17 protein-coding genes are annotated in these 21,484 nt (G+C 74.0%); 7 read left to right on the top strand and 10 right to left on the bottom strand.

From position 1 onward, the window contains the following. The first annotated feature begins 70 nt into the window (after nt 1-70). Together J2S46_RS10800 and rsgA are read left to right on the top strand one after the other, a co-directional pair. Nucleotides 71-1,507 (top strand): MFS transporter, encoded by a 1,437-nt coding sequence (locus J2S46_RS10800; protein WP_191290414.1) that lies wholly within the window; start codon nt 71-73, stop codon nt 1,505-1,507. 400 nt (nt 1,508-1,907) lie between these two features. Next, entirely contained in the window at nt 1,908-3,050 is a 1,143-nt protein-coding gene (gene rsgA, locus J2S46_RS10795) for a ribosome small subunit-dependent GTPase A (protein WP_191290415.1), read from the top strand. Between the two features lie 129 nt (nt 3,051-3,179). On the opposite strand, the gene J2S46_RS10790 is transcribed toward rsgA, so the two are convergent. The 4 genes from J2S46_RS10790 to J2S46_RS10775 all read right to left on the bottom strand — a co-directional run bounded on the left by J2S46_RS10790 (nt 3,180) and on the right by J2S46_RS10775 (nt 8,059). After that, entirely contained in the window at nt 3,180-4,643 is a 1,464-nt protein-coding gene (locus J2S46_RS10790; RefSeq protein WP_191290416.1) for a GH1 family beta-glucosidase, read from the bottom strand. A gap of 211 nt (nt 4,644-4,854) precedes the next feature. Continuing rightward, nucleotides 4,855-5,730 carry a carbohydrate ABC transporter permease gene (locus tag J2S46_RS10785; RefSeq protein WP_191290417.1) on the bottom strand — a complete coding sequence of 292 codons (876 nt, stop codon included), beginning with the start codon at nt 5,728-5,730 and terminating at the stop codon, nt 4,855-4,857. Between the two features lie 5 nt (nt 5,731-5,735). Continuing rightward, complete coding sequence (locus J2S46_RS10780; RefSeq protein WP_191290418.1) at nt 5,736-6,689, bottom strand: carbohydrate ABC transporter permease; 954 nt, start codon at nt 6,687-6,689, stop codon at nt 5,736-5,738. Between the two features lie 62 nt (nt 6,690-6,751). Beyond that, nucleotides 6,752-8,059, bottom strand: coding sequence for an ABC transporter substrate-binding protein (locus J2S46_RS10775; RefSeq protein ID WP_191290419.1), 1,308 nt, complete (start codon nt 8,057-8,059; stop codon nt 6,752-6,754). A 330-nt stretch (nt 8,060-8,389) separates the two neighbouring features. Here J2S46_RS10775 and J2S46_RS10770 point away from each other — a divergent pair, with 330 nt between their 5' ends. After that, nucleotides 8,390-11,305, top strand: a complete 2,916-nt coding sequence (locus J2S46_RS10770) for a glycosyl hydrolase (protein WP_191290420.1) — start codon at nt 8,390-8,392, stop codon at nt 11,303-11,305. Nucleotides 11,306-11,463: 158 nt separating this feature from the next. Here J2S46_RS10770 and J2S46_RS10765 read toward each other — a convergent pair whose 3' ends face one another. Further along, the gene (locus tag J2S46_RS10765; protein ID WP_073922070.1) at nt 11,464-12,507 is read right to left on the bottom strand and encodes a LacI family DNA-binding transcriptional regulator; all 1,044 of its coding nucleotides are present in this window, start codon (nt 12,505-12,507) and stop codon (nt 11,464-11,466) included. Nucleotides 12,508-12,680: 173 nt separating this feature from the next. Here J2S46_RS10765 and J2S46_RS10760 point away from each other — a divergent pair, with 173 nt between their 5' ends. After that, a complete protein-coding gene (locus J2S46_RS10760; RefSeq protein WP_229912783.1) occupies nt 12,681-14,333 on the top strand; it encodes a DNA-3-methyladenine glycosylase 2 family protein in 1,653 nt (550 codons plus the stop codon). Beyond that, nucleotides 14,330-14,833 carry a methylated-DNA--[protein]-cysteine S-methyltransferase gene (locus J2S46_RS10755; RefSeq protein ID WP_191290421.1) on the top strand — a complete coding sequence of 168 codons (504 nt, stop codon included), beginning with the start codon at nt 14,330-14,332 and terminating at the stop codon, nt 14,831-14,833. The genes J2S46_RS10760 and J2S46_RS10755 overlap by 4 nt, the downstream gene beginning before the upstream one ends. 57 nt (nt 14,834-14,890) lie before the next feature. On the opposite strand, the gene J2S46_RS10750 is transcribed toward J2S46_RS10755, so the two are convergent. Continuing rightward, complete coding sequence (locus J2S46_RS10750; RefSeq protein WP_191290422.1) at nt 14,891-15,451, bottom strand: TetR/AcrR family transcriptional regulator; 561 nt, start codon at nt 15,449-15,451, stop codon at nt 14,891-14,893. Nucleotides 15,452-15,534: 83 nt separating this feature from the next. On the opposite strand from J2S46_RS10750, the gene J2S46_RS10745 reads away from it, so the two are divergent. Then, nucleotides 15,535-16,380 carry a patatin-like phospholipase family protein gene (locus J2S46_RS10745; RefSeq protein WP_191290423.1) on the top strand — a complete coding sequence of 282 codons (846 nt, stop codon included), beginning with the start codon at nt 15,535-15,537 and terminating at the stop codon, nt 16,378-16,380. Nucleotides 16,381-16,885: 505 nt separating this feature from the next. Here J2S46_RS10745 and J2S46_RS10735 read toward each other — a convergent pair. Beyond that, nucleotides 16,886-17,554, bottom strand: a complete 669-nt coding sequence (locus J2S46_RS10735; protein WP_191290425.1) for a MarR family winged helix-turn-helix transcriptional regulator — start codon at nt 17,552-17,554, stop codon at nt 16,886-16,888. A gap of 137 nt (nt 17,555-17,691) precedes the next feature. Between J2S46_RS10735 and J2S46_RS10730 the strand changes: the two genes are divergently transcribed. Next, nucleotides 17,692-19,215: an MFS transporter gene (locus tag J2S46_RS10730; protein ID WP_191290426.1), complete on the top strand. Its 1,524-nt coding sequence runs from the start codon at nt 17,692-17,694 to the stop codon at nt 19,213-19,215. A 59-nt stretch (nt 19,216-19,274) separates the two neighbouring features. On the opposite strand, the gene J2S46_RS10725 is transcribed toward J2S46_RS10730, so the two are convergent. From J2S46_RS10725 to J2S46_RS10715, 3 genes are all read right to left on the bottom strand, one after another. Then, complete coding sequence (locus tag J2S46_RS10725) at nt 19,275-19,988, bottom strand: DUF305 domain-containing protein (RefSeq protein ID WP_370882182.1); 714 nt, start codon at nt 19,986-19,988, stop codon at nt 19,275-19,277. Nucleotides 19,989-20,002: 14 nt separating this feature from the next. Beyond that, the gene (locus J2S46_RS10720) at nt 20,003-20,686 is read right to left on the bottom strand and encodes a thioredoxin-like domain-containing protein (protein ID WP_191290427.1); all 684 of its coding nucleotides are present in this window, start codon (nt 20,684-20,686) and stop codon (nt 20,003-20,005) included. Nucleotides 20,687-20,802: 116 nt separating this feature from the next. Beyond that, a complete protein-coding gene (locus J2S46_RS10715; RefSeq protein ID WP_307349617.1) occupies nt 20,803-21,462 on the bottom strand; it encodes a hypothetical protein in 660 nt (219 codons plus the stop codon). Nucleotides 21,463-21,484: the final 22 nt, after the last annotated feature.

Below are 21,484 nucleotides of genomic sequence, written 5' to 3'. Positions count from 1 at the left end.
AGGTTAACTCTCCCGTACCTAACCTGAGGCTGTCTCACCATAATACTCGGGCTGCTGTCGTGGAGGATTCATGAGCGTTGACGCTGTTGCCGGCGAAGTCCCGACCCGGGACACCCGGTCACAAGCCTGGGGCCTGTTGCTCGTGGCGATCGTCGGCGCGGAGTTCATGCTCCAGCTGGACGGCACCGTCGTGAACGTCGCCCTGCCCACCCTGCAGTCGGACCTGGGCCTCTCGGTGGCCTCCGGTTCGTGGGTCCCGAACGCCTTCCTGCTGGCCTTCGGCGGACTGCTCCTGCTCGCCGGCCGGCTCGGCGACGTCCTCGGTCACCGCCGGGTCTTCGTCGGCGGCCTCGGCCTGGTCGTGCTGGCCTCCCTGGTGGCCGGCCTGGCCCCGAACATCGAGGTGCTGCTGGTCGGCCGGCTGCTCCAGGGCGCCGGCGCCGCCCTCGCCGGACCCAACGGCCTGGCCCTGCTCGCGGTGGTCTTCGAGGGTGAGCGCAGGCAGCGCGCCTTCGGCCTCTACTCGACGGTGACCGGCCTCGGCGCCTCGGCCGGCATGGTGCTGGGCGGCGTGCTCACCTGGGCCGGGGACTGGCGCTGGAGCCTGCTGGTGAACGTCCCGGTGGGCCTGCTGATCATCGTCGTGTCCCTGAAGACGCTCGGCCTCGCCGGCACCGGCGCCCGCTCGCGCCCGCTCGGCCTGCCCAGCGCGGCCCTGGTCACCGCGGCCGTCACCACCGCCGTGTACGGGCTCGTGCACGCCGCCGAGAAGGGCTGGGGGGACGCCGGCACGCTGGTCCCGCTGGCCGCCTCGGTGGTGCTCTGGGTGCTGCTCGCGGTCGTCGACCCGCGCACCTCGGAGCCCCTGCTGCCGGCCGCCATCTTCGCCAGCCGCGAGCGCGCCGGCGCCTTCGTGAACCTGCTCCTGCTGGCGGCCGTGCTCACCAGCTTCCTGATCTACCTGGTCCAGTACCTGCAGGGCGTCCTGCACTTCAACGCCCTGCAGAGCGGCCTGGCCGTCCTGCCGTTCGGCCTGGCCCTGCTGGTCTCCACCCAGGTGCTCACCAAGTACGTCTCCGGCATCGGCCTGAAGACCCGCGCCCTCCTCGGCCTGGGCGTGGTCCTGATCGGGGTGGCCTGGCTGACCCTGCTCGACGCGCACAGCTCGTACGCCACCGGTGTGCTCCCGCAGATCGTGCTCATCGGCCTCGGCGTCGGGGTGGCGATCATCCCGTTCAACATGATCATCCTCAGCACGGCCCCGCCCGAGTACGCCGGCGTGACCGCCGGGGTGCTGCAGACCGCGCTGACCGTCGGCGGCTCGCTCGGCCTGGCCGTCCTGCTGATCCCGTTCACGGGCGGGAACGGCGAGATCGCCGACACCATCTCGACGGTGTTCGTCTGGGCCGCCGGAGCCACCGTCCTGGCGATCCTGGCGGCCGTGCTGTTCTGGTACGGGCCCGGCTCCGGGAAGCCCGCCCTGCCGGAGCAGGCGGCGCAGGTCTGACCGCCGGCCCGGGCGGGGTGGCCCGCCCGGGCCGGGAGGGGCCGGGGGCGGGCCACCCGCGCCCGGCACCCGCGGGGGTCGGCCCCGGGGAGCTGCGGCCGACCGGGCCGGGTGTTCCGACGGTCCGCGAAAAATGACTGGCCCGGACCGACACCCTTGGCTACCGTTGGGGTCGTCCGGAACGGCCCGTCGTGGGCCGTAGCCGTGGAAGCCGTGTTTTTACCGGGAGGTGAGGATCGTGACGACTGCCGCCGCTGTGGGCGCCGTCCGCGTCCAGAAGGTCATCACTCACACCCCCCTGGTCTCCGGCTGACCCGACGTCACCCCTGCGGGACGTCCGTACCTTACTGTCGCGCCGCTCGCGCGCAGCCGGGGCCACCCCTTGAAGGGTCACCCCGTCTTGTCCTTCTCCACCTTTCCCACCTTCTCCACCTCGGCCGCCCACCCGCTCTCCGGCTACGGCTGGGACGAGGAATGGGCCGAGTCCTTCTCCCTCCACACCGCCGTCGGCCTGCTCCCGGGCCGGGTCGTGCGGGTCGACCGGGGCCTGTGCAGCGTCGTCGTCGCCGACGGTGACGCGGTCCGGGTCCTGCGGGCCGACATGGCCGACGTGTCCACACCGGACCCGATGCGCTACGTCTGCACGGGCGACTGGGTCGCTGTCGACGAGATCCCCGGCGGACGCCCCGCGGTACGGGCACTGATGCCCCGGCGCACCGCGCTGGTGCGCTCGACCAACTCCAAGCGGTCCGAGGCGCAGGTGCTGGCGACCAACGTCGACCAGATCGCGATCTGCGTCTCGCTCGCCTCCGAGGTCGACCTCGGCCGGATCGAGCGCTTCCTCGCCCTGGTCGCCTCCAGCGGCGAGGGCGAGGCCCTGCTGGGCGGCACCGCGCGGGCCGCCGCCGAGCCGCTGGTCGTCCTCACCAAGGCCGACCTGGTCTCCGACGCCGAGCACATCCGCGCGGACGTCGAGGGCATCGCCCCCGGTGTCACGGTGCTGGTGGTCAGCGCCGAGACCGGCGAGGGGATGGACGTGCTGCGCGCCTGCACCCCCGGCAGCACCGCGCTGATCGGGCAGTCCGGCGCCGGCAAGTCCACCCTCACCAACATGCTGGCCGAGGCCGAGGTGATGACGGTCCAGCAGACCCGCTCGGTCGACGAGAAGGGCCGGCACACCACCACCGCGCGCGAGATGGTGCCGATGGCGCACGGCGGCGTCCTGATCGACACGCCCGGCCTGCGCGAGGTCGGCCTCTTCGGCGGAGAAGGCCTGGCCCAGGCCTTCTCCGAGGTCGGGGAGCTGGCCGAGGAGTGCCGCTTCCACGACTGCGGCCACCACACCGAGCCCGGCTGCGCGGTGCAGGCCGCGCTGGAGGACGGCACCCTCTCGCAGCGCCGCTGGGAGAGCTACCTCAAGCTGCAGCGCGAGAACGCCTGGATCGCCTCCCGCACGGACGCCCGGCTCGCCGCCGAACGCCTGAAGAAGTGGAAGTCGATCACCATGTCGTACCGGAACTCGGGCCTGCCGATCAAGCGCTGACCGGCTCCGGCCGGCGCGCCGGTGCACCGTACGGCCGCCCCGGGGTGTCGGATCCCCGGGGCGGCCGCAGGTTCCTCGCGGGCCGCTGCGGCCGGCGCGCCTTGAGGGCCGGTGGCGGCGTGCCGGCGCTCAGCGGGCGGGCAGCTGCCCGGTGCGGATCACCTCGGCGTACCAGCGGGCGCTGTCCTTCGGGGTCCGGCGCTGGCTGGCGAAGTCGACGTGCACGATGCCGAACCGCTTGCTGTAGCCGTAGGCCCACTCGAAGTTGTCCAGCAGCGACCAGAGGAAGTAGCCGCGCACCTCGGCGCCGTCGGCCACCGCCCGCCGCACCGCGTCGAGGTGGCCGTGCAGGTAGGCGACCCGCTCGGGGTCGTGCACCGCCCCGGACGGGTCGCTGTAGTCCTCGTACGCCGCGCCGTTCTCGGTGACCAGCAGCGGCACCCCCGGCAGGTCGTCGCGCAGCCGGGTCAGCAGCTCGTACAGGCCGTCCGCGTCCACCGGCCAGTCCATCGCGGTGCGGCTGCCCTCGGCGGGCAGGAACCGGACGCCCCGGTCGGCAGGCCACGGTGAGAGCGCGCTGGCGTGGCCGTCCAGGCGCGGGGCGGGCGCGGCCGGGTCGTCGGCGGCGACCACCGTCGGCGTGTAGTAGTTGATGCCCAGCGAGTCGATCGGGCGGGAGATCTCGGCCAGGTCGCCGTCCCGGACGAAGGACCAGTCGGTGACCTCCGCGGTGTCGGCCAGCACGTCCGCCGGGTAGCTGCCGTGGAACACCGGGTCGAGGAAGATCCGGTTGGCCAGGCCGTCGATCCGGCGGGCCGCGTCCAGGTCGCCGGGCGCGTCCGACAGCGGGCGCACGGCCGCCAGGTTGAGGGTCAGCGAGACCTGCGCGGTGGCGGGCAGTTCGGCGCGCAGCGCTCCGGTGCCCAGACCGTGGGCCAGCAGCAGGTGGTGGTGCGCGGTGAGGGCGGCCGCGGGGTCGGTCCGGCCGGGGGCGTGGATGCCCGCGCCGTAGCCGAGGAAGGCGCTGCACCAGGGCTCGTTGAGGGTGGTCCAGGCGGGGATCCGGTCGCCCAGCCGGCGGGCGGCCAGCGCGGCGTACTCGGCGAAGCGGTACGCGGTGTCGCGCTCGGTCCAGCCGCCCCGGTCCTCCAGGGCCTGCGGGAGGTCCCAGTGGTAGAGGGTGGCGACCGGGGTGATCCCGCGGGCGAGCAGCTCGTCCACCAGCCGGTCGTAGAAGTCCAGGCCCTGCTCGTTCGCCGGGCCCTCGCCGGCCGGCTGGATCCGAGGCCAGGCGAGCGAGAACCGGTAGGCCCCCAGGCCGAGTTCGGACATCAACGCGACGTCGTCGCGGTACCGGTGGTAGTGGTCCGCCGCGATGTCCCCGGTGTCCCCGTTGCGGACCTTGCCGGGCGTACGGCTGAAGGTGTCCCAGATCGACGGGCTGCGGCCGCCCTCGCTCGCGGCGCCCTCGATCTGGTACGCCGCGGTGGCCGCGCCCCAGAGGAAGCCGGGCGGGAAGGCCGGGCCGGCCGGTTGCGCTGCGCCGGTCGCGGGCCGGGCCTGGGCGGGTGTGGGCAGGGCTTCGACGGACATGTCGCCTTCCAGAGATGAGAGTTGGGACGGGGATCGGCGCAGGGCCGCTCGGCCGCGGGGCACCGGCCGCCGCGGCCCGGACCGCCGGGAGCACCGGGGACACCGGCCGCCGGGGCGTGGACCGCCGGGGGTGTACCGCCGGGGGGTGGCCGTCCGGGGCCGGGCGGCCCCGGACGCGGAGGCCGGAGCCGGAGCGCCCGGCCGGGGACGCTCAGCCCTTGACGGCGCCCTGCATGATGCCGCCGACGATCTGGCGGCCGAGCAGGGCGAAGACCACCAGCACCGGGAGGGTGCCGATCAGGGTGCCGGCCATCACGATCGACTGGTCCTGGACGTAGCCCTGGCCCAGCGACCGCAGCGCGACCTGCACCGTCGGGTTCTGCGAACTCAGCGCCACGATCGGCCAGAAGAAGTCGTTCCAGGTGGCCATGAAGGTCAGCATGCCGAGCACCGCCATGCCCGGACGGGCCACCGGCAGCACGATCGACCAGAAGATCCGCAGGGACGAGGCGCCGTCCACCCGGGCGGCCTCGATGAGCTCGTCCGGCAGCGCCTGGATCAGGAACTGCCGCATGAAGAACACCCCGAAGGCGGACACCAGCGAGGGCAGGATCACCGAGGGGAGCTTGTTCTGCAGGTCCATCTTCACGATCACCATGAACAGCGGGATGACCCCCAGCTGCGGCGGGATCATCATGGTGCCGACCGTCACGGCCAGCAGCAGGCTCCGGCCCCGGAAGCGCAACTTCGCGAAGGCGAAGCCGGCCAGCGTGGAGGAGAGCACCACGCCCAGCGTCACGGTGCAGGCGACGATCAGCGAGTTCACCAGCGCGGTGCCGATGGCGGCCTGCTGGAGCGCCTCGCCGATGTTGTGGAAGAGGTTCGAGCCGGGGGTGAGCGCCGGAGAGGCCGAGCTCATCTCCGCGTTGGTGCGGCTGGCCCCGACCAGGGTCCAGTAGAAGGGGAAGACGAACAGCGCGGTGGCGCCGATCAGGACGGCGTACGCGAGCGGGCCGCCCTGCAGCGGCGAGCGCCGTCCCGTCCCCGGGCGGCGTCGCACCGGCTTCTGCAGCTGAATGGTCGTCATGTCGGTCACCGGTCCGTACGGTTGCGCCGGGCGGCGATCGCCGCGTTGGCCAGGGCCAGCAGCACGATCAGCAGGAACATCACCCAGGCGACCGCGGCCGCCCGGCCGAGGTGGAAGAAGCTCCAGCCCTGCTCGTACATGTAGAGGCCGAGGGTCTGGTACTGGTGCGAGATCCCGCCGCCGGCGTTGCCCTCGTAGAGCAGCGGCTCGCCGAACAGCTGGGTCGCGCCGATGGTGGAGACCACCACCGTGAAGATGATGGTGGGCCGCAGGCCGGGGACGGTCACGTGCAGGAACTGCTTCCAGCGCGAGGCGCCGTCCATCGCCGCGGACTCGTACAGCTCGTGCCCGATCGCCTGCATGCCGGCCAGGTAGATCAGCGCGTTGTAGCCCGTCCACCGCCAGGTGACGACGGCCGAGACGCCGATCTGCGAGGCCCAGGTGTCCGCCTGCCAGTCCACCGGGTTCAGCCCGACGCTGCTCAGCGCCCAGTTCAGCAGCCCGTAGTCGCGGCCGAAGAGCTGCGCGAAGACCAGGGTGGCGGCGGCCACCGAGGTCGCGTACGGCATCAGCATCGCGACCCGGAAGAACGTGCGCCCGCGCAGCTTGTAGTTCAGCAGGTGGGCCAGGCCGAGCGCCATCACGAGCTGCGGGACGGTGGAGAGCACCCCGATGGTGAAGGTGTTGCGCAGCGCGTTCCAGAAGAACGGGTCCTCCAGCAGGCGGGTGTAGTTCTGGAAACCCACCCAGTCCATCTGCTGGGAGGTCTGCAGCTCCACCCGGTGCAGCGACACGTAGGCCGTGTACACCAGCGGGAAGAGGCCGAAGGCCGCGAACAGGACGAAGAACGGCGCCAGGTAGCCGTAGGGCGCGGCGCGGGCGCCCCAGCGGGCGCGGGGCCGGCGCTCGGCCACGGGGGCGGCCGGGCGGGGGCTTCGGGTGGTGGTGGTGATGGCCATGATGGTCCTTCGGTGAGCCGGGCGGCCCGGCCGCTGGGGCCGGGCCGTCCGGTGATCCGGCGTCAGTTCCCGCTGGCCTTCTTGATGTTGTCCATGGCGTGCTGCCAGGCGGCGTCCGGCGCGGTGCCGGTGCGCTCCACCTCGCCGAGGGCGTCGGTGAACGCCTTGCCGATCACGCCGTCCTCGGTGCCGAGCACCTGCGCGGGCATCGCGCCGGCCGACTCGCTGAAGATCTGGCCGATCGGGGCGTTGTTGAAGTACGGGTCCTGCAGGGTCTTGATCTCGCCCTGCGCGGCGGTGCTGGAGGGGAACGAGCCCTGCTTGGTGAAGAGCTTGACCTGCTGCTCCTTCGCGGTCAGCCAGCTGATCAGCTCCGCGGCCTCCTTCTGGTGCTTGGAGGTCTTCGGGATCGCCAGGTAGGAGCCGCCCCAGTTGCCGGTCTTGCCGGGGCCGGCCGCGATGTCCCACTTGCCGGCGAAGGCGTCGCCGGCCTGGCCCTTGATGTAGCCGATCATCCAGGCAGGGCAGCTCAGGGTGGCGAACTTGCCGGTGGAGAAGGCCTTGTTCCACTCCGGGGTCCACTGCGGCAGCTTGGCGGACAGGCCGTCGGCGACCAGCTTGGCTGAGTCGGACCAGGCGGTCTTCACGGCCGGGTTGTTGTCGTACACCGGCTTGCCGGACTCGTCCGCGTAGCGCACCTTCTGCTGGCCGACCTCGGCGGTGAACATGCCGGCCGCGCTGTCCGTCCAGGCGTTGCCGGGCTGCGCCTTGGCGACGTACTCCTTGCCCAGCGCGAGGTACCCCTCCCAGCTGGACCACTTGGCGGCCAGCTCGGTGCGGTCGGTGGGCAGGCCGGCGGCCTTGAAGAGGTCGGTCCGGTAGCAGATCGCCTCGGGGCCGATGTCGGTGCCGGCGGCCAGCACCTTGCCGTCGGCGCTCTTGACGGCGGCGGCCTTCCACGGCACCAGGCCGTCGTTGACGGCGCCGGCGCCGACGGTCTTCAGGTCGACGAACTTGTCGGCCTGCTTCTGCATCACGCTGGCGATCCGCCCGACCTCCAGGCCCTGGACGTCGGCGAGGCCGCCGCCGCCGGCCAGCTTGGTCTGCAGGGCCTGCCAGTACTGGCCCTCGTCCTGGGTGTCGCTCTGCTTGACGGTGACGTTGGGGTGGGTCTTGGTGTACTCGTCGTAGAGGCCGGTCTCCTTGAACCCGAAGGTGCCGAAGAGGTCCACGGTGAGCGTGACCTTGCCGTCGGCGGCGTCGGCGGAGCCGCCCGAGGAGCCCGAGCTGCAGGCGGTGAGGAGAAGCATGGCGGCGAGGGCTGCGGTGCCGAGGGAGGTGGCGGTGCGGCGGGCTCTGAAGGTGGGCATGGAAGCCTCCTGGCTTCGTCCGGATTCATCGGCGCTGGGTGGGGCATCGTGAGAGCGCTCTCGTTTGAGAGCGCTCTCACGCGCTGCTCCAGGAGACTGCCGGGCCGTGCCGCCCGCCGTCAAGGGCTCGAAATCCGACCGTGACCTTGGGCCTGTGACGGAATCGGGGAGCCGGCACCGGATTTCCTGCGGGTTTCGGGTCGGTCTCGTCCAGCTCATTGACGGTGCTGCGGTCGCCCGCTACCTTCCGGTTTTTGAGAGCGCTCTCACGCTTGACGCTCCATCACCCCACCGTCCCGGCCTCACCCCCACCCCATGAGGTGCCTCCGAATGAAGCCGCTACGCCAGCTCCGCCGGCCCACCGCCGCGGTGGCCGCGCTGACCCTGGCCGCCGCCGCCGCGCTGACCGCCACCGTCGCCACCGGCAGCGCCTCCGCCGCGACCGTCCCGGTCGGCCTCGGCGGATACCGCGACGCCCGCCCGGCCGGCACCGTCGGCCCGAGCAACTCCGACGGCGCCCCCGTGACCCCCAAGGTCACCGCGAGAATGGCCGGAAAGGCCGCCCCCACCAACGACTGGTGGTCTTCGCTGATCTACCAGCGCTACGCCGGCAACCCGTACAGCGAGAACCTCTACGCCAACCCGTACACCTTCAAGGCGGCCGCCTCCGGTCTGGAGGTCGGCTACCCGACCAACCCGACGGTCACCTCCGACGGCCGGCAGTACGACTTCACCCACACCAAGGACCTCACCCTCGGCGTCGCCGGCCTCAACTCGCCCGACACCAAGGTCGACGGGTGGAGCGACTGGACCGTCACCCCCTACTGGGCGGACGGCGCGCACACCTTCAGCGCCACCATCGGCCACGGCCTGCCGTACGTCTACGCCCACGCCACCGGTGGCGCCGCCCAGATCACCGCGGCCTCCGCCCCCGCCGTCTGGTCGAACCAGGGCAACGTGCTCGGCATCACGGTGGCCGGCCACACCTACGCGCTGTTCGCCCCCACCGGGGTGAACTGGAGCGTCAACGGCAGCACCATCAGCGCCGACCTGGGGGCCAAGGACTACTACTCGGTCGCCGTCCTGCCCAGCCAGGCCGACCTCGCCACCTACCGCACCTACGCCTACAGCTTCGTCACCGACACCAAGGTCGGCTGGGACTACCAGCCCGCCGCCGGGACCCTGCGCACCACCTACACCGCCACCACCACCCCGCAGGAGGGCACCCGGACCGGCACCCTGCTGGCCCTCTACCGGCACCAGTGGCTGACCACCACCGACCCGCTGACCGCGCTCACCTACACCTCGCCCGAAGGCCAGATGAAGGTCCGCGAGGGCGCCTCCTTCAGCACCACGCAGACGGTCAACGGCATCCTCCCCTCGCTGCCGGACGCCGGCTCCTACGACCGCGCCAAGCTGGCCGGCTACCTGCGCGACGTGGCGAACCTGCCCGACCCGTTCATGGGCTACAGCGACACCTACTGGGTCGGCAAGGCCCTCGGGCAGCTCTCCCAGCTCATCCCGATCGCCGACCAGCTCGGTGACACCACCACCCGGGACAAGCTGATCGGCCTGGTCAAGGGCAAGCTGCAGACCTGGTTCACCGGCACCAACGCCTCCTCCTTCGCGTACGACGACGTGTGGAAGACCCTGATCGGCTACCCGGCCTCCTACGGCACCGACGCCGAGCTCAACGACCACCACTTCCACTACGCGTACTTCATCCAGGCCGCCGCCACCGTCGCCCGCTACGACGCCGCCTGGGCCGCCGACTCGGCCTGGGGCGGCATGGTGAAGGTGCTCGCCAAGGACGCCGCCAACGCCGACCGGGCCGACGCGCGCTTCCCGCTGCTGCGCAACTTCGACCCGTACGCGGGCCACGGCTGGGCCTCCGGCCACGCCGGATTCGCGGCCGGCAACAACGAGGAGTCCTCCTCGGAGTCGATGAACTTCTCCTCCGCGCTGGTGCTCTACGGCTCGGCGACGGGGGACACCGCGATGCGCGACCTCGGCGTCTACCTCTACACCACCGAGGCCAAGACCATCGAGCAGTACTGGTTCAACGCCGACAAGCAGGTCTTCCCGGCCGCCTTCCAGCACGGCACGGCCGGCATGGTCTGGGGCAGCGGCGCCGCCTACTCCACCTGGTGGACCGCCGCGCCCGGCATGATCCACGGCATCAACGTCCTCCCGGTCACGGGCGGTTCGCTCTACCTCGGCCGCCGCCAGGACGCCGTCAAGGCCAACCTGGCCGAGCTCAAGGCCAACAACGGCGGCCGGTTCACCGACTGGCGCGACCTGCTCTGGGAGTTCGAGGCCCTCGCCGACCCGGCCGCCGCCAAGGCCGACTGGGACGCGGGCAACGCCGGCTACACCCCGGAGGAGGGCGAGTCCAGGGCCCACACCTACCACTGGATCTACAACCTGGCCACGCTCGGCACCCTCGACCCGGCCACCACCGCCGACAGCCCGACGGCCGCCGTCTTCGTCAACGGCTCCACCCGCACCCACGTGGCGCACAACTACACCACCGCGGCCCGCACCGTCCGCTTCTCGGACGGCTACACCCTGACCGTCCCGGCCAGGTCCACCGCCAGCGAGCGCGGCTCCTTCACCGACGGCGGCACCGGCGGGGTCACCCCGAGCCCGTCCGCCTCCCCGACGGCCACGGCCTCGCCGACCGCGACGGCCTCGCCGACGGCCACCGCCAGCCCGACCGCCAGCCCCACGGCCACGGTGCCGGCCACCACCGGCAGCACGTTCTACCTGCAGCCGGCCGGGGCGCTGACCACCTCCACCGGTACGGCCGCGACCACCGCGACCATCGCCGCCGGGGGCGGCGCCAACCACGACGGCACGCCGTACCAGCCGCTGGTGTACCAGGTCGCCAACGTCACCGGCACCCTGAAGCCCGGCGCCGCGACCGACTTCGACCTCTTCGTCGACGCGGCCGGCAGCGTCGGCCTGGCCCAGCAGGTCCGGGTCTCCTACGACCTGACCGGCGACGGCAGCTTCGACCGGGTCGAGACCTTCCGCTACTTCGCCACCGACCCGGTGACCGGCTGGGAGCGCTACTCCGGCGCCACCGCCGGACTCCAGTCCGCCACCGGCACCCTGGGCAACCTCGCCAAGGGCACCGTCCGGGTCGAGGTCTGGCCCGCCCTGGGCAACGCCACCGCCCAGCTGAGGGTCGGCGCGAGCCAGGCCCAGGGGAGCGCGTCGGTGCTGCGGATCCCGTTCGGCTGAGGCCGCCGGTCGACTGGTCCGGCCTGGGCCGGCCGGCCCAGGCCGGACCGTGCGGGAGGCGGGCCCGGAGTCCATGACTCCGGGCCCGCCTCCGGCGTGTCCGCCCGTCCGTCCGGTGGACCCGGCGGCCTCCGGCGCCCGCGCCGTGGCCGGGCCGGTCAGGCCGAGGCCCGCCGGACCAGCGTGGTCGGGATGATGATCGACGTCGGGCCGGGACCGCCCGGGCCGGCGAGGCGGCGGAGCAGGAGGCGGGCCATCAGCCGGCCCATCTCCTCGATGTCCTGGCGGACGGTGGTGAGCGGCGGGTCGGTCCAGGCGGCGATCGACTCCACGTCGTCGAAGCCGACCATCGCGACGTCCTCGGGGACCCGGCGGCCGGCCTCCCGGAGCACCCGCAGCGCGCCGGAGGCCATCGCGTCGGACGCGGCGAAGACGGCGTCCAGGGCGGGGCGGCGGGCCAGCAGCCGGGCCATCGCGCGGCCGCCGCCGTCCGCGGTGAAGTCGCCCTCCGCGATCAGCTCGGGGTCGCCGTCCGGGAGCAGGTCCCGGTAGCCGTCGAGGCGGTCGATCGAGGAGGTCTGGTCGAGCGGGCCGGTGATGGTGGCGATCCGGGTGCGGCCGAGCGAGCGCAGGTGCTGGACGGCGAGGCGGGCGCCGCCCCGGTTGTCGCTGTCGACGTAGACCAGCTCGCGGTCGGCCTCGGCACCGGGCCAGCCGGGCCGGCCGCCGATCACGGTGGGCAGGCCGACCCGGCGGGCCATCTCGGGCAGCGGGTCGCTGTGGTGGAGCGAGAAGAGCAGGGCGCCGTCGACGTGGCCGCCGGCCAGGTAGCGGCCGACCCGCTCGTAGTCGTGCTGGTCCTCGACGAGCAGCAGCACCATCTGGTTGTCGGCGGCCGACAGCTCGCGGCTGATCCCGCGCAGGTGCTGAGCGAAGAAGGGGTCGGAGAAGAGCCGGCTCTCCGGCTCCGCCACGACCACGGCGACCGCGCCGTTGCGGCGGGTGACCAGCGTGCGGGCGGCGAGGTTGGGGACGTACCCGAGTTCGTCCACGGCCTGCTGGACCCTGGCCCGCAGGGACTCGCGGACGCCCTCGCCCCCGTTCACCACGCGCGAGGCGGTGGCCCTGGAGACTCCGGCGCGCTCGGCGACGGACTCCAGGGTGGGGCGGGGCAGTGCGCCGACGGGCTGCTGCTCGGTCACCGGTGGTCCTCTCGCTTCCGCTGTCCTGAGGATCAGGGTATCCGGTGCGGCGGGATTTTTGAGAGCGCTCCCAATTACTTCTCCGGGCCGCCCGCGGAGCCGCCCGCCGGGCTCGGACGGCCACGTCCGATTTCCGCCGGTCCCGGGACCCGCGGTGCCGCAGACTGGACTGCGTGATTGACGACGACATGCGCTACCGGGCCGTGGACAGCCGGGACTCCCGCTTCGACGGGGTCTTCTTCACGGCCGTCACCACGACCGGCATCTACTGCCGGCCGAGCTGCCCGGCCGTGACACCGAAACGCGTCAACTGCACCTTCTACCCGACCGCCGCCGCCGCCCAGGGCGCCGGGTTCCGGGCCTGCCGGCGGTGCCGCCCGGACTCCGTACCGGGCTCGCCGGAGTGGAACCACCGGGCCGACCTGGTCGGCCGGGCCATGCGGCTGATCGGCGACGGGGTGGTGGACCGCGACGGCGTCGCCGGCCTCGCCGGCCGGCTCGGGTACAGCTCCCGCCAGCTGCAGCGCCAGCTCACCGCCGAACTCGGCGCGGGCCCGATCGCGCTGGCCCGGGCCCGCCGCGCGCAGACCGCCCGGCTGCTGCTCCAGACCACGGACCTGCCGGTCACCGAGGTGGCCTTCGCGTCCGGCTTCGCCTCCGTCCGGCAGTTCAACGACACCGTGCGCGAGGTCTACGACCGCACCCCCAGCGGACTGCGCGAGGAGGTGGCGGCCGGCCGCCGCACCACCGGACCGGCCGGCGGCCTCACCCTGCGCCTCGCCTACCGGGGTGCGCTGGACAGCGACCACCTGATCGACTTCCTCGCGCTGCGCGCCGTCCCCGGCGTGGAGGAGGTCGTGGCCGGCGCGCGACCCGGCGTGCGCACCTACCGCCGAACCCTCGCGCTCCCGTACGGGCACGGCATCGCCGAGGTCGACGGGCTCGCCACCGCCGACCCCCGCACCCGGGGCTGGCTCGACTGCCGCCTGCGGCTCACCGACCTGCGGGACCTCACCACCGCCGTGCACCGGCTGCGCGCCCTGTTCGACCTGGACGCCGACCCCGACACGGTGGACGAGCAGCTCGGCGAGGACCCGCTGCTCGGCGCCCACGTCCGCGCCCGGCCGGGGCTGCGCTCGCCCGGCCACGTCGACCCGCACGAGCTGGCCGTCCGGGCCGTGCTGGGCCAGCAGGTCACCGTCGTCGCGGCCCGCAGCCTGGCCGGACGGCTGGCCCGCGCCTACGGCGCGCGGCTGCCCGAACCGAGCGGCGGACTCGACCGGCTCTTCCCCACGGCCGCCGCCCTCGCCGTCGCCGACCCGGCCGACCTCGCCATGCCGGCCGCCCGCAAGCGCGCCCTCACCGGCCTCTGCGCGGCCCTCGCCGAAGGCGCCGTCCGGCTGGACGGCGGCGTCGACCGCGAACAGGCCGCCGCCGAACTGCTGGCCCTGCCCGGCATCGGCCCCTGGACGGTCGGCTACCTGCGGATGCGGGCCCTCGCCGATCCCGACGTCTTCCTGCCCGGGGACGCCGGAGTCCGGCACGGGCTGCTCAGGCTCGGCGCCGCCGGTGACCCGAAGAGCGCCACCGCGACCGCCCTGGCCTGGGCCCCCTGGCGTTCCTACGCCGTGCACCGGCTGTGGGCCGCGTCCTCGGGCGAGGGCGCCGTCGGGCGCCCGGACACCGGTACCGAGCCGGTGGGTGGAGGCGTTACCGGTGGAGGCGTCACCAGCGGTGCAGGTGTTACCAGTGACAGGGCCGGAAGGGGCGTGCCGGTCGGCGCGGACCGACCGGCGGAGCGGAAAGCGGAGCGTGAGACGGCATGACCACGGTATTCACCACGATGGACAGCCCCCTGGGCCGGCTGCTGCTCAGCGGCGTCCGGGACGGCGACGGCCCGACGGCCCTGGCCGCGGTCACCGCCCCCGGCCAGAAGGGCGCCCAGGCGGAGCCCGCCGACGACTGGGAGTACGACCCGGACGCGCTGGCCCCCGCCGTCGACCAGCTCACCGCCTACTTCGCGGGGGAGCGGACCACCTTCGACCTGCCGCTCGCCCCGGTCGGCACCGACTTCCGCCAGCGGATCTGGAAGGCACTGGACGACATCCCGTACGGCACCACCGTCACGTACGGCCAGTTGGCCGCCGCGGCGGGTGCGTCCCCCCGGGCCGTCCGCGCGGTCGGCGGCGCGGTCGGCGCCAACCCGCTGCTGATCATCCGCCCGTGCCACCGCGTGATGGGCGCGAGCGGCGCCCTGACGGGCTTCGCGGCGGGCGTGGAGCGCAAGCGGTGGCTGCTGGACCTGGAGGGCGGGGCGCTGTTCTGAGCGGGGGCCGGCACCTGCTGCCCGGCCTCGGCCCGCAGGCCGGCCGTCCGCCCGCGGTCAGCTCCGGAGGAGTTCGCAGAAGCGGTCCAGGGCGCGGTCGGTGCGGCGGCGGTCGCCGGTGGTGGTGAGATCGAACAGGAGACCGCGGACGACGGCCATGACCAGCGTGGGGGCCGCGGTGTCGTCGGGGCCGGCCGCGAGGCCGCGGAAGGTGGCGCCGAGGGTGTCGAACCAGCCTGTGATCGCCTCGGCCTGATCCGGGTAGTTCTCGGGGTGGGCCAGGCCGTCGGCGTGCACCTCGAAGATCAGCCGCACGTACGGGGCTCGCTCGGGTGCGCTGATCCAGGCCCAGATCCCGCGCAGGGTCTCCTCCGGAGAGGCCGCCTCGGGCGGGAGGTGCCCGGCCAGCCGGCTCGCGCCGCGGCGGCGGGCCTCGGCGAGGACCGCCGCCACCAGCTCCTGCTTGCTGCCGAAGTCGTAGAGCAGCATTCGCGGGCTGGTGTCGAGAGCCGCGGCCAGCGGCCGAAGGCTCAACGCGGCCAGGCCGTGGGCCAGCACGTAGTCGGTCGCCCGCGCCAGCGTGCGCTCCCGCCGGGCCGGATCCGGTGGTCGTCCCACGATCGATCATCCCCTCCGTACCGTCGATCTGATCCTGCGTCAGTATATGGTACGACTGTTTCAACAACGGGAGGGAGACCGTCGTGCACATCCATGACCGGGCACTCGCACTGGGCGCGGGAGGCCCCGTCGGCGCGGCCTGGACGGCCGGACTGGCCTGCGGACTGCGCCTCGGCGCAGTGGATCTCGGCGAGGCCGACCTGATCGTCGGCACGTCGACCGGCGCGATCGTCGGCGCGGTGCTGGCCACCGGCCAGGACCTCGGCCGACTCGCCACCCCGGTGCGCCCCGCCGGCACACCGCCCCGGGTGGACGGACGCCGGCTGGGCGAGACGCTCGCGGTGCTCGCCGAAGCCGCCTCGGACCCGGCCGAGGCCTGGCGCCGGGCCGGCCGGATCGCGATCGCCGCCGAGACCGGCCCCGAACAGGCCCATGTCGCCCGGATGCAGGCCTTGACCGGTGCGGACCGATGGCCGGACCGGAAGCTGCTCATCACCGCGATGGACACCGGGACGGGCCGGCCGGAGGTCTTCGACCGCCACGGCGGCGCGGCGCTGCCCTCCGCCGTGGCGGCCAGCACGGCATTCCCGGGCATCTACCCGCCGATCACCGTCAACGGCCGCCGGTACATGGACGGCTCCCTGCGGTCGGCGACCAACGCCCGCCTCGCGGCCGGAGCCCGCACGCTCGTCGTGATCGACCCGCAGGCGCACCTGTTCCCCCGCGAGTTGCTCCACCAGGAGCTGGCGGCCGCCGGGGCGCGGACGGTGGTGACCATTGAGCCCGATCCGGCGTCGCTGCGCGCCTTCGGCCCGGACCTGAACGACCGGGCGGCCTGGGAGCCGGCCTACCGGGCGGGTCTGCGCCAGGCCGCCGAGGCCGGGGAGCGGCTGCGCCCGGTGTGGGGCAGCGGATCCGGCGCGGACTGACCGGCCGGGCGGGGCAGCCCGGGCGGTGCCGGGACGGCAAGGCGGTGGCAGACTCGCCCCGCGACGGCCGCCACCCGGCCGGTGTCCTCGACCGCCGCCAGGGTCGAGGCCCGGATCCGTTCGAGCAGCCTGGCGAAGCGCGGGTCGTCGCGCGCGTGCAGCAGGACGGCGCCGCGCCCGCCCCACGCCGCGAGCGCGTCCGGTGCGTGGACGTTGCCGGGGTACCGGAAGGACACCTTCGGCACGGCGGCCCCACGGACCGTCCCCGCACCGGGACGACCGGCCCGACGCCCCCGTGGGCGGCTCGCCGTCCGGTACGCACTCCCAGCGCTCCGTCGGCTCCGTGACGGTCCCGGGCGGTTCGGCGGGCCAGGCCGCTCCGGGCTCCCCTTCGCGCTCGACCGTGCCGCGCGCGAACTCGGCCGGAATCCCGCTCGTCCGGGCGTCCGGCCCGCCGTTCCGGCGCCGTCACGGGGCCGGAACGGGAGCGCCGCCGGGCCGGTGATCAGCGGTCGCCTGCGGTCGGCCGGGCCGGGCGCTCGTCGGGGGCGGGGCCGGCGAGCGCCCTGGCGAGGGACTCCAGGCCGGGGAGCGCGGCCATCACCGCGTCCCGGTCGGCGGAGGTCAGGCTGCCGAGGGCGTCGGCGATCCGGCGCTCGTGGGCGTGCTGCCAGTCCGCCAACTGCCGGTGGCCGTCGTCGGTGAGGGCGATCCGGGCGGTGCGGCGGTCGCCGGGATCGGGCTGGCGGTCGACGAACCCGGCGTCCAGCAGCTTGCTGACCAGGCCGCTGACGGTGTTCGGGGCCAAGCGCTGGCGGGCCGCCAGCTCGCCGACCCGCAGCGGGGCGGCGGCCAGGGTCTGCAGGAGTTCGATCTGCGCCATCGGCAGCGACTCCCAGGGGTAGTCGGTGCGGATGCTGCTGCGCAGGGCGCGGCGCAGCCGGGTCACCACGTCGGTCAGCAGCCGGGCGTGCTCGACCGCGGGCGAGGACCCGCGGTGCCCAGGGGCGCCGTCGGGGCTGCCGTCCGGTGCCCCGCCCGGCGCTTCTGCCTCCGCCCCGGCCGGCGCCTCGTGCCGCGTGTCCGTCCCGGCCGGGGCGGAGGACGCGGTTGGCGCGGGGGCGCCGTCCGGGGTGTCGGGGCCGGTCGGATCGGGGGTGGACTGTGACGGCATGGCGGACAGCGTATCCCCTCGCCTGCGAGGGCTCGGGGGACGAGCAGATCCGGAGCGGAACGGATCGGCGGCAGAGCGTATCCGTCAGGGAGAGGCTCGCTCACCGAGTACATCTGCATCCGATATATATTCGTCTCATGACCACCGAACACCCGGCAGTCCGGCCGCCGTCGCTCGGGGGCCGGCTGCTCGGCAGCCGGCTGTTCACCGAGCATCCCAGGCCGCGCGGGGTGGCCGGCTGGCGGTACGCGCACTGGCTCGCCGTCGGCACGGTCTGCCTCGGCGCCTTCCTCGGACAGCTGACCGCCAGCATCACCGCGCTGGTGTTCCCGGCTCTCGAACAGCACTTCCACGCGGACCTCGCCACCGTCGAGTGGGTGGCGCTGGCCTACCTGCTCGTCCTGGTGGCGCTGCTGGCGCCGGTCGGCCGGCTCTCCGACCTGGTCGGCCGCAAGACCATGTACCTCTGGGGGTTCGCGGTGTTCGCCGCGGCCTCGCTCGGGGCGGGGCTGGCCGGCGGCCTCTGGCTCCTGGTGGGATGCCGTGCCGTCCAGGCGGTCGGCGGCGCGATGATGCAGGCCAACAGCGTGGCGCTGGTGGCCCGGGGCGTCCCCGGGCCGGCGATGCGCGGCGCGCTGGGCATCCAGGCCGCCGCCCAGGGGCTGGGGCTCGCGCTCGGTCCGACCCTGGGCGGCCTGCTGGTGCAGCACGCCTCCTGGCGCTGGGCCTTCTGGATCAACGTACCGATCGGTCTGCTCGGCATCGTGGCGGGCTGGTTCCTGCTGCCCCGGACCCACCCCGACGGGCGCCCGCCGGCCGCCGGACCGGCGCCGGAGCCCGGCCGGAGCCAGGCCCGCGGCGGGCGGTGGGCCGCCGTCGGGCCGGTCCGCCGGGGCGGCTTCGACCTGGCGGGGCTGCTGCTCCTGGCCGGCGCCTCGGGCGCGCTGCTGCTCGCCCTGTCGGCCGTCTCGGGGCTCCCGCTGCCGGGCTGGGCGCCGCCGGTCCTGCTGCTCACGGCGGCGGGCCTGGCCGTGGCGCTGGCCCGGCAGGAGCAGCGGGCCGAGCGGCCGATCATCGCCCCCGGACTGGTCAACACCCCGGGCGTGCGGTCCGGACTGGTGGTCGCCCTGCTCGGCTACCTGCTGCTGTTCTGCCCGCTGGTGCTGGGCCCGATGACGCTGGTCGCGGCGGGTGTGCCGATCGCCCGGGCCGGGCTGGTGATCACCTTGCTGCCCGCCGCCTTCGCCGTCGCCGCGGCGACCGGTGGCCGGTTGCTGCCCGCGCTGCGGGCGGACGCCGCGCGCTGCCGCTGGGGGGCCGGTACGGCGGGGGCCGGCCTGGCACTGCTGGCGGTGCTGCCGACGGGCGTGGGCTCCGCGGCGTCGGCGCTGCCGGTGGTGGGGTTCGGGCTGGGCCTGCTGCTGCCGGCCAACAACGCGATGGTGATGCGGGCCGTCCCGGCCGAGTGCTCGGCGGTGGGCGGCGGCATGGTCAACATGGTCCGCAGCCTGGGGACGGCCTTCGGAACGGCGCTGCCCGTCCTCGGCGTGCACCTGGCCGGGCCGGCGACCGGCGGGCGGGCGGTGCTGGCCGCCCTGGTGGCCCTCGCCGGCGTGGCGGTGGCCCTCGGAGGGCACGACGCCGGGGTGCGCCGGACGTAGGGCCGTCGGCCCTGTCCACCGCACCCCGGTGACGTGCCCGCCGGGAAGGCCGGGCCGGCTCAGGAGAGCGGCTTGGCGCCGCGCTCCGCGAGCATGTCCGTGATCAGCTGGATCTCGGAGGTCTGCCCGACCACCATCGACTGCGCGAGCCGCTTCTCGGACTCGTTCACCGCCACGTCGACGTACCCCTGGGCCATCGCCACGCCGCCCCTGTGGTGCTCCAGCATCAGCTGCAGGTACCAGATCTCGGCGTCCCTGCCGCTGAGCCCGCGCAGCTTGTCGAGCTGGGTGTTGGTGGCCATGCCCGGCATCAGCGAGCCGTCGTGCGGCTGGTAGGCGTGGTCCATCTTCATCCAGGCCATCGGCTTGGCCTGCGAAGACTGCGTCAGCCCCCACTGGTCGAGCCAGCCCGTCATCATGCCCCGCTGGTTGGCCTGGGTGTTGATGATGTCGAACGCCAGGTTGCGCACCGGGACGTTGGCGGTGCGGTCGCGGACGATGAAGGACAGGTCGACCGCCTGCTGGTGGTGGACGGCCATGTCGCGGGCGAAGCCGGCCTCCGGCGAGTCCGAGGCCGGGGTCGCCGACACCGTTCCGGAGGCGCTGGTCCCGCTCGCGACCAGGGCCGGCACGCCCAGGCAGAGCGCCAGCGAGGCGGCCAGCGCGGCCGGCCACCACAGCTTGCGGCGCCCGGTGGAGCGGCCCTGCGCCGCAGAGCCCTCGGACAGGCCGTGGTCGTCGTCCTCGGGGTCGGTCGCGTCCTGTGCGCTCACCGCGCGGCCCCCGCTCACTGCGGGCCCGTGCAGGAGGCGCCGGGCTCCTGGGTCTGCTTGCCCTGAACGTACTTGTCGAAGAAGGTGCCGACCCGCGGGTCGGTGGCGCTGTCCACGACCAGCTGGGTGCCCCAGGCGTTGAGGGTGATGGTGCCCTCCTCGTCCGGGTACGGGCTCATCAGCGTGTACGGGGTGGCCGTCACCTTCGCGGACAGCGCCTTGATGTCGTCGGGGGTGGCCTTGGCGTTGTAGGTGACCCAGACGGCGCCGTGCTCCAGCGAGTGGACGGCGCGCTCGTTCTCGACCGGCTGGTCGTAGACGTGACCCATGCAGTCCAGCCAGACCGGGTTGTGGTCGCCGCCGACCGGCGGGGTCTGCGCGTAGGTGACCTTCGTCTGGACGTGGTTGCGGGTCAGGTTGTCGAAGGTCTTCACGCCGTCGATGGTGGCGTTGGCGGCGGCCTCCGCGGCGGCCCGCTTGGCGTTCTTCTTGTTGTTGGCGTCGACCACGATCCAGGTACCGGTGGCTATCGCGCCGATCACCAGCGCGCCCGCGACGCCGCCGGCGATCAGCTTGTTGCGACGGTCACGGCGCTGCTCCTCGGCGCGGAGCTCGGCGATCCGGGCGCGGCGGTCGAGACCGGCCTGCTTGCCGGACGGCTTGTTCGACTTGCTGGACTGCTTGGAGGCGGAACCCATCGGAGATGTCCTTGTCCCCGCCGTGCGCTCTGGGCACGGCGGCATGAGAGATGGAAGAAGGCGCGGAGCCGTCGGGCCCTCCCGTCAGTGCGGGCGGGGCCGGCGGTGGGTTCCGCTCAGGACCGCTGGATCTGCAGTTCGTGCAGGTCGGGGGCGAGGTGGTGCGCCGCCGGGGCGCTCACCGGCAGGCTCGGCGGCAGGGCGCCGAGGGTGACCAGCCTCGGCAGTGCGGCGGGTACGGGCTGCGGGGGAGCGTTCGGGAGCTGGGAGTCCTGCGCGCAGAACGGGTGCCGGGAGCAGCCGTTGCCGCCCTGCGGGAGGCCGTCGACGGCCGAGCAGAGGGCGTGGTCCGTGCCGTCCGCGTCGGAGCGGCCGGCGTCCTGCCGGGTCTGGTCGTGGCGGGTCCGGTCGTGGCGGGTGCCGCCGTGGCCGCCGTAGGAGGCGCGGAGCGCCGTCCGGCGGGCCGTGTCCGTGGCGGTGTCCGGTCCGGTGTCCGGTGTCGAGTCCACGGCCCGGTCGGCCGTGCCGGTGCTGCTGCGGGTTCCGTCGTCGTCGGCCGTGTCGTCGGGGGCGTTCGCCTCGCCGCGGCCGGGACCGGTCGGCCCGACGAGCGGGGCGAGCACGGAACCGGCCTCGGTGGTCACGGCCCGGGCGTTGCCCGCGCACGGAAGCATGGTCAGCAGCCCGACCAGCAGCAGGGACCACAGAGCGCCCACCGGGCGGCCCGCCGCAGCGGCCCTCCCCGGCCGAGCTGCTCTGGGCGCCGACGCGGTCATGCGCACATATTAATCAGCCGAA

Origin of the sequence: Kitasatospora herbaricolor, assembly GCF_030813695.1 — a bacterium.
Taxonomy (GTDB): Bacteria; Actinomycetota; Actinomycetes; order Streptomycetales; family Streptomycetaceae; genus Kitasatospora; species Kitasatospora herbaricolor.
The sequence above is the reverse complement of the archived record's forward strand: the minus strand, read 5'-3'. Positions and strand labels throughout refer to the sequence as shown.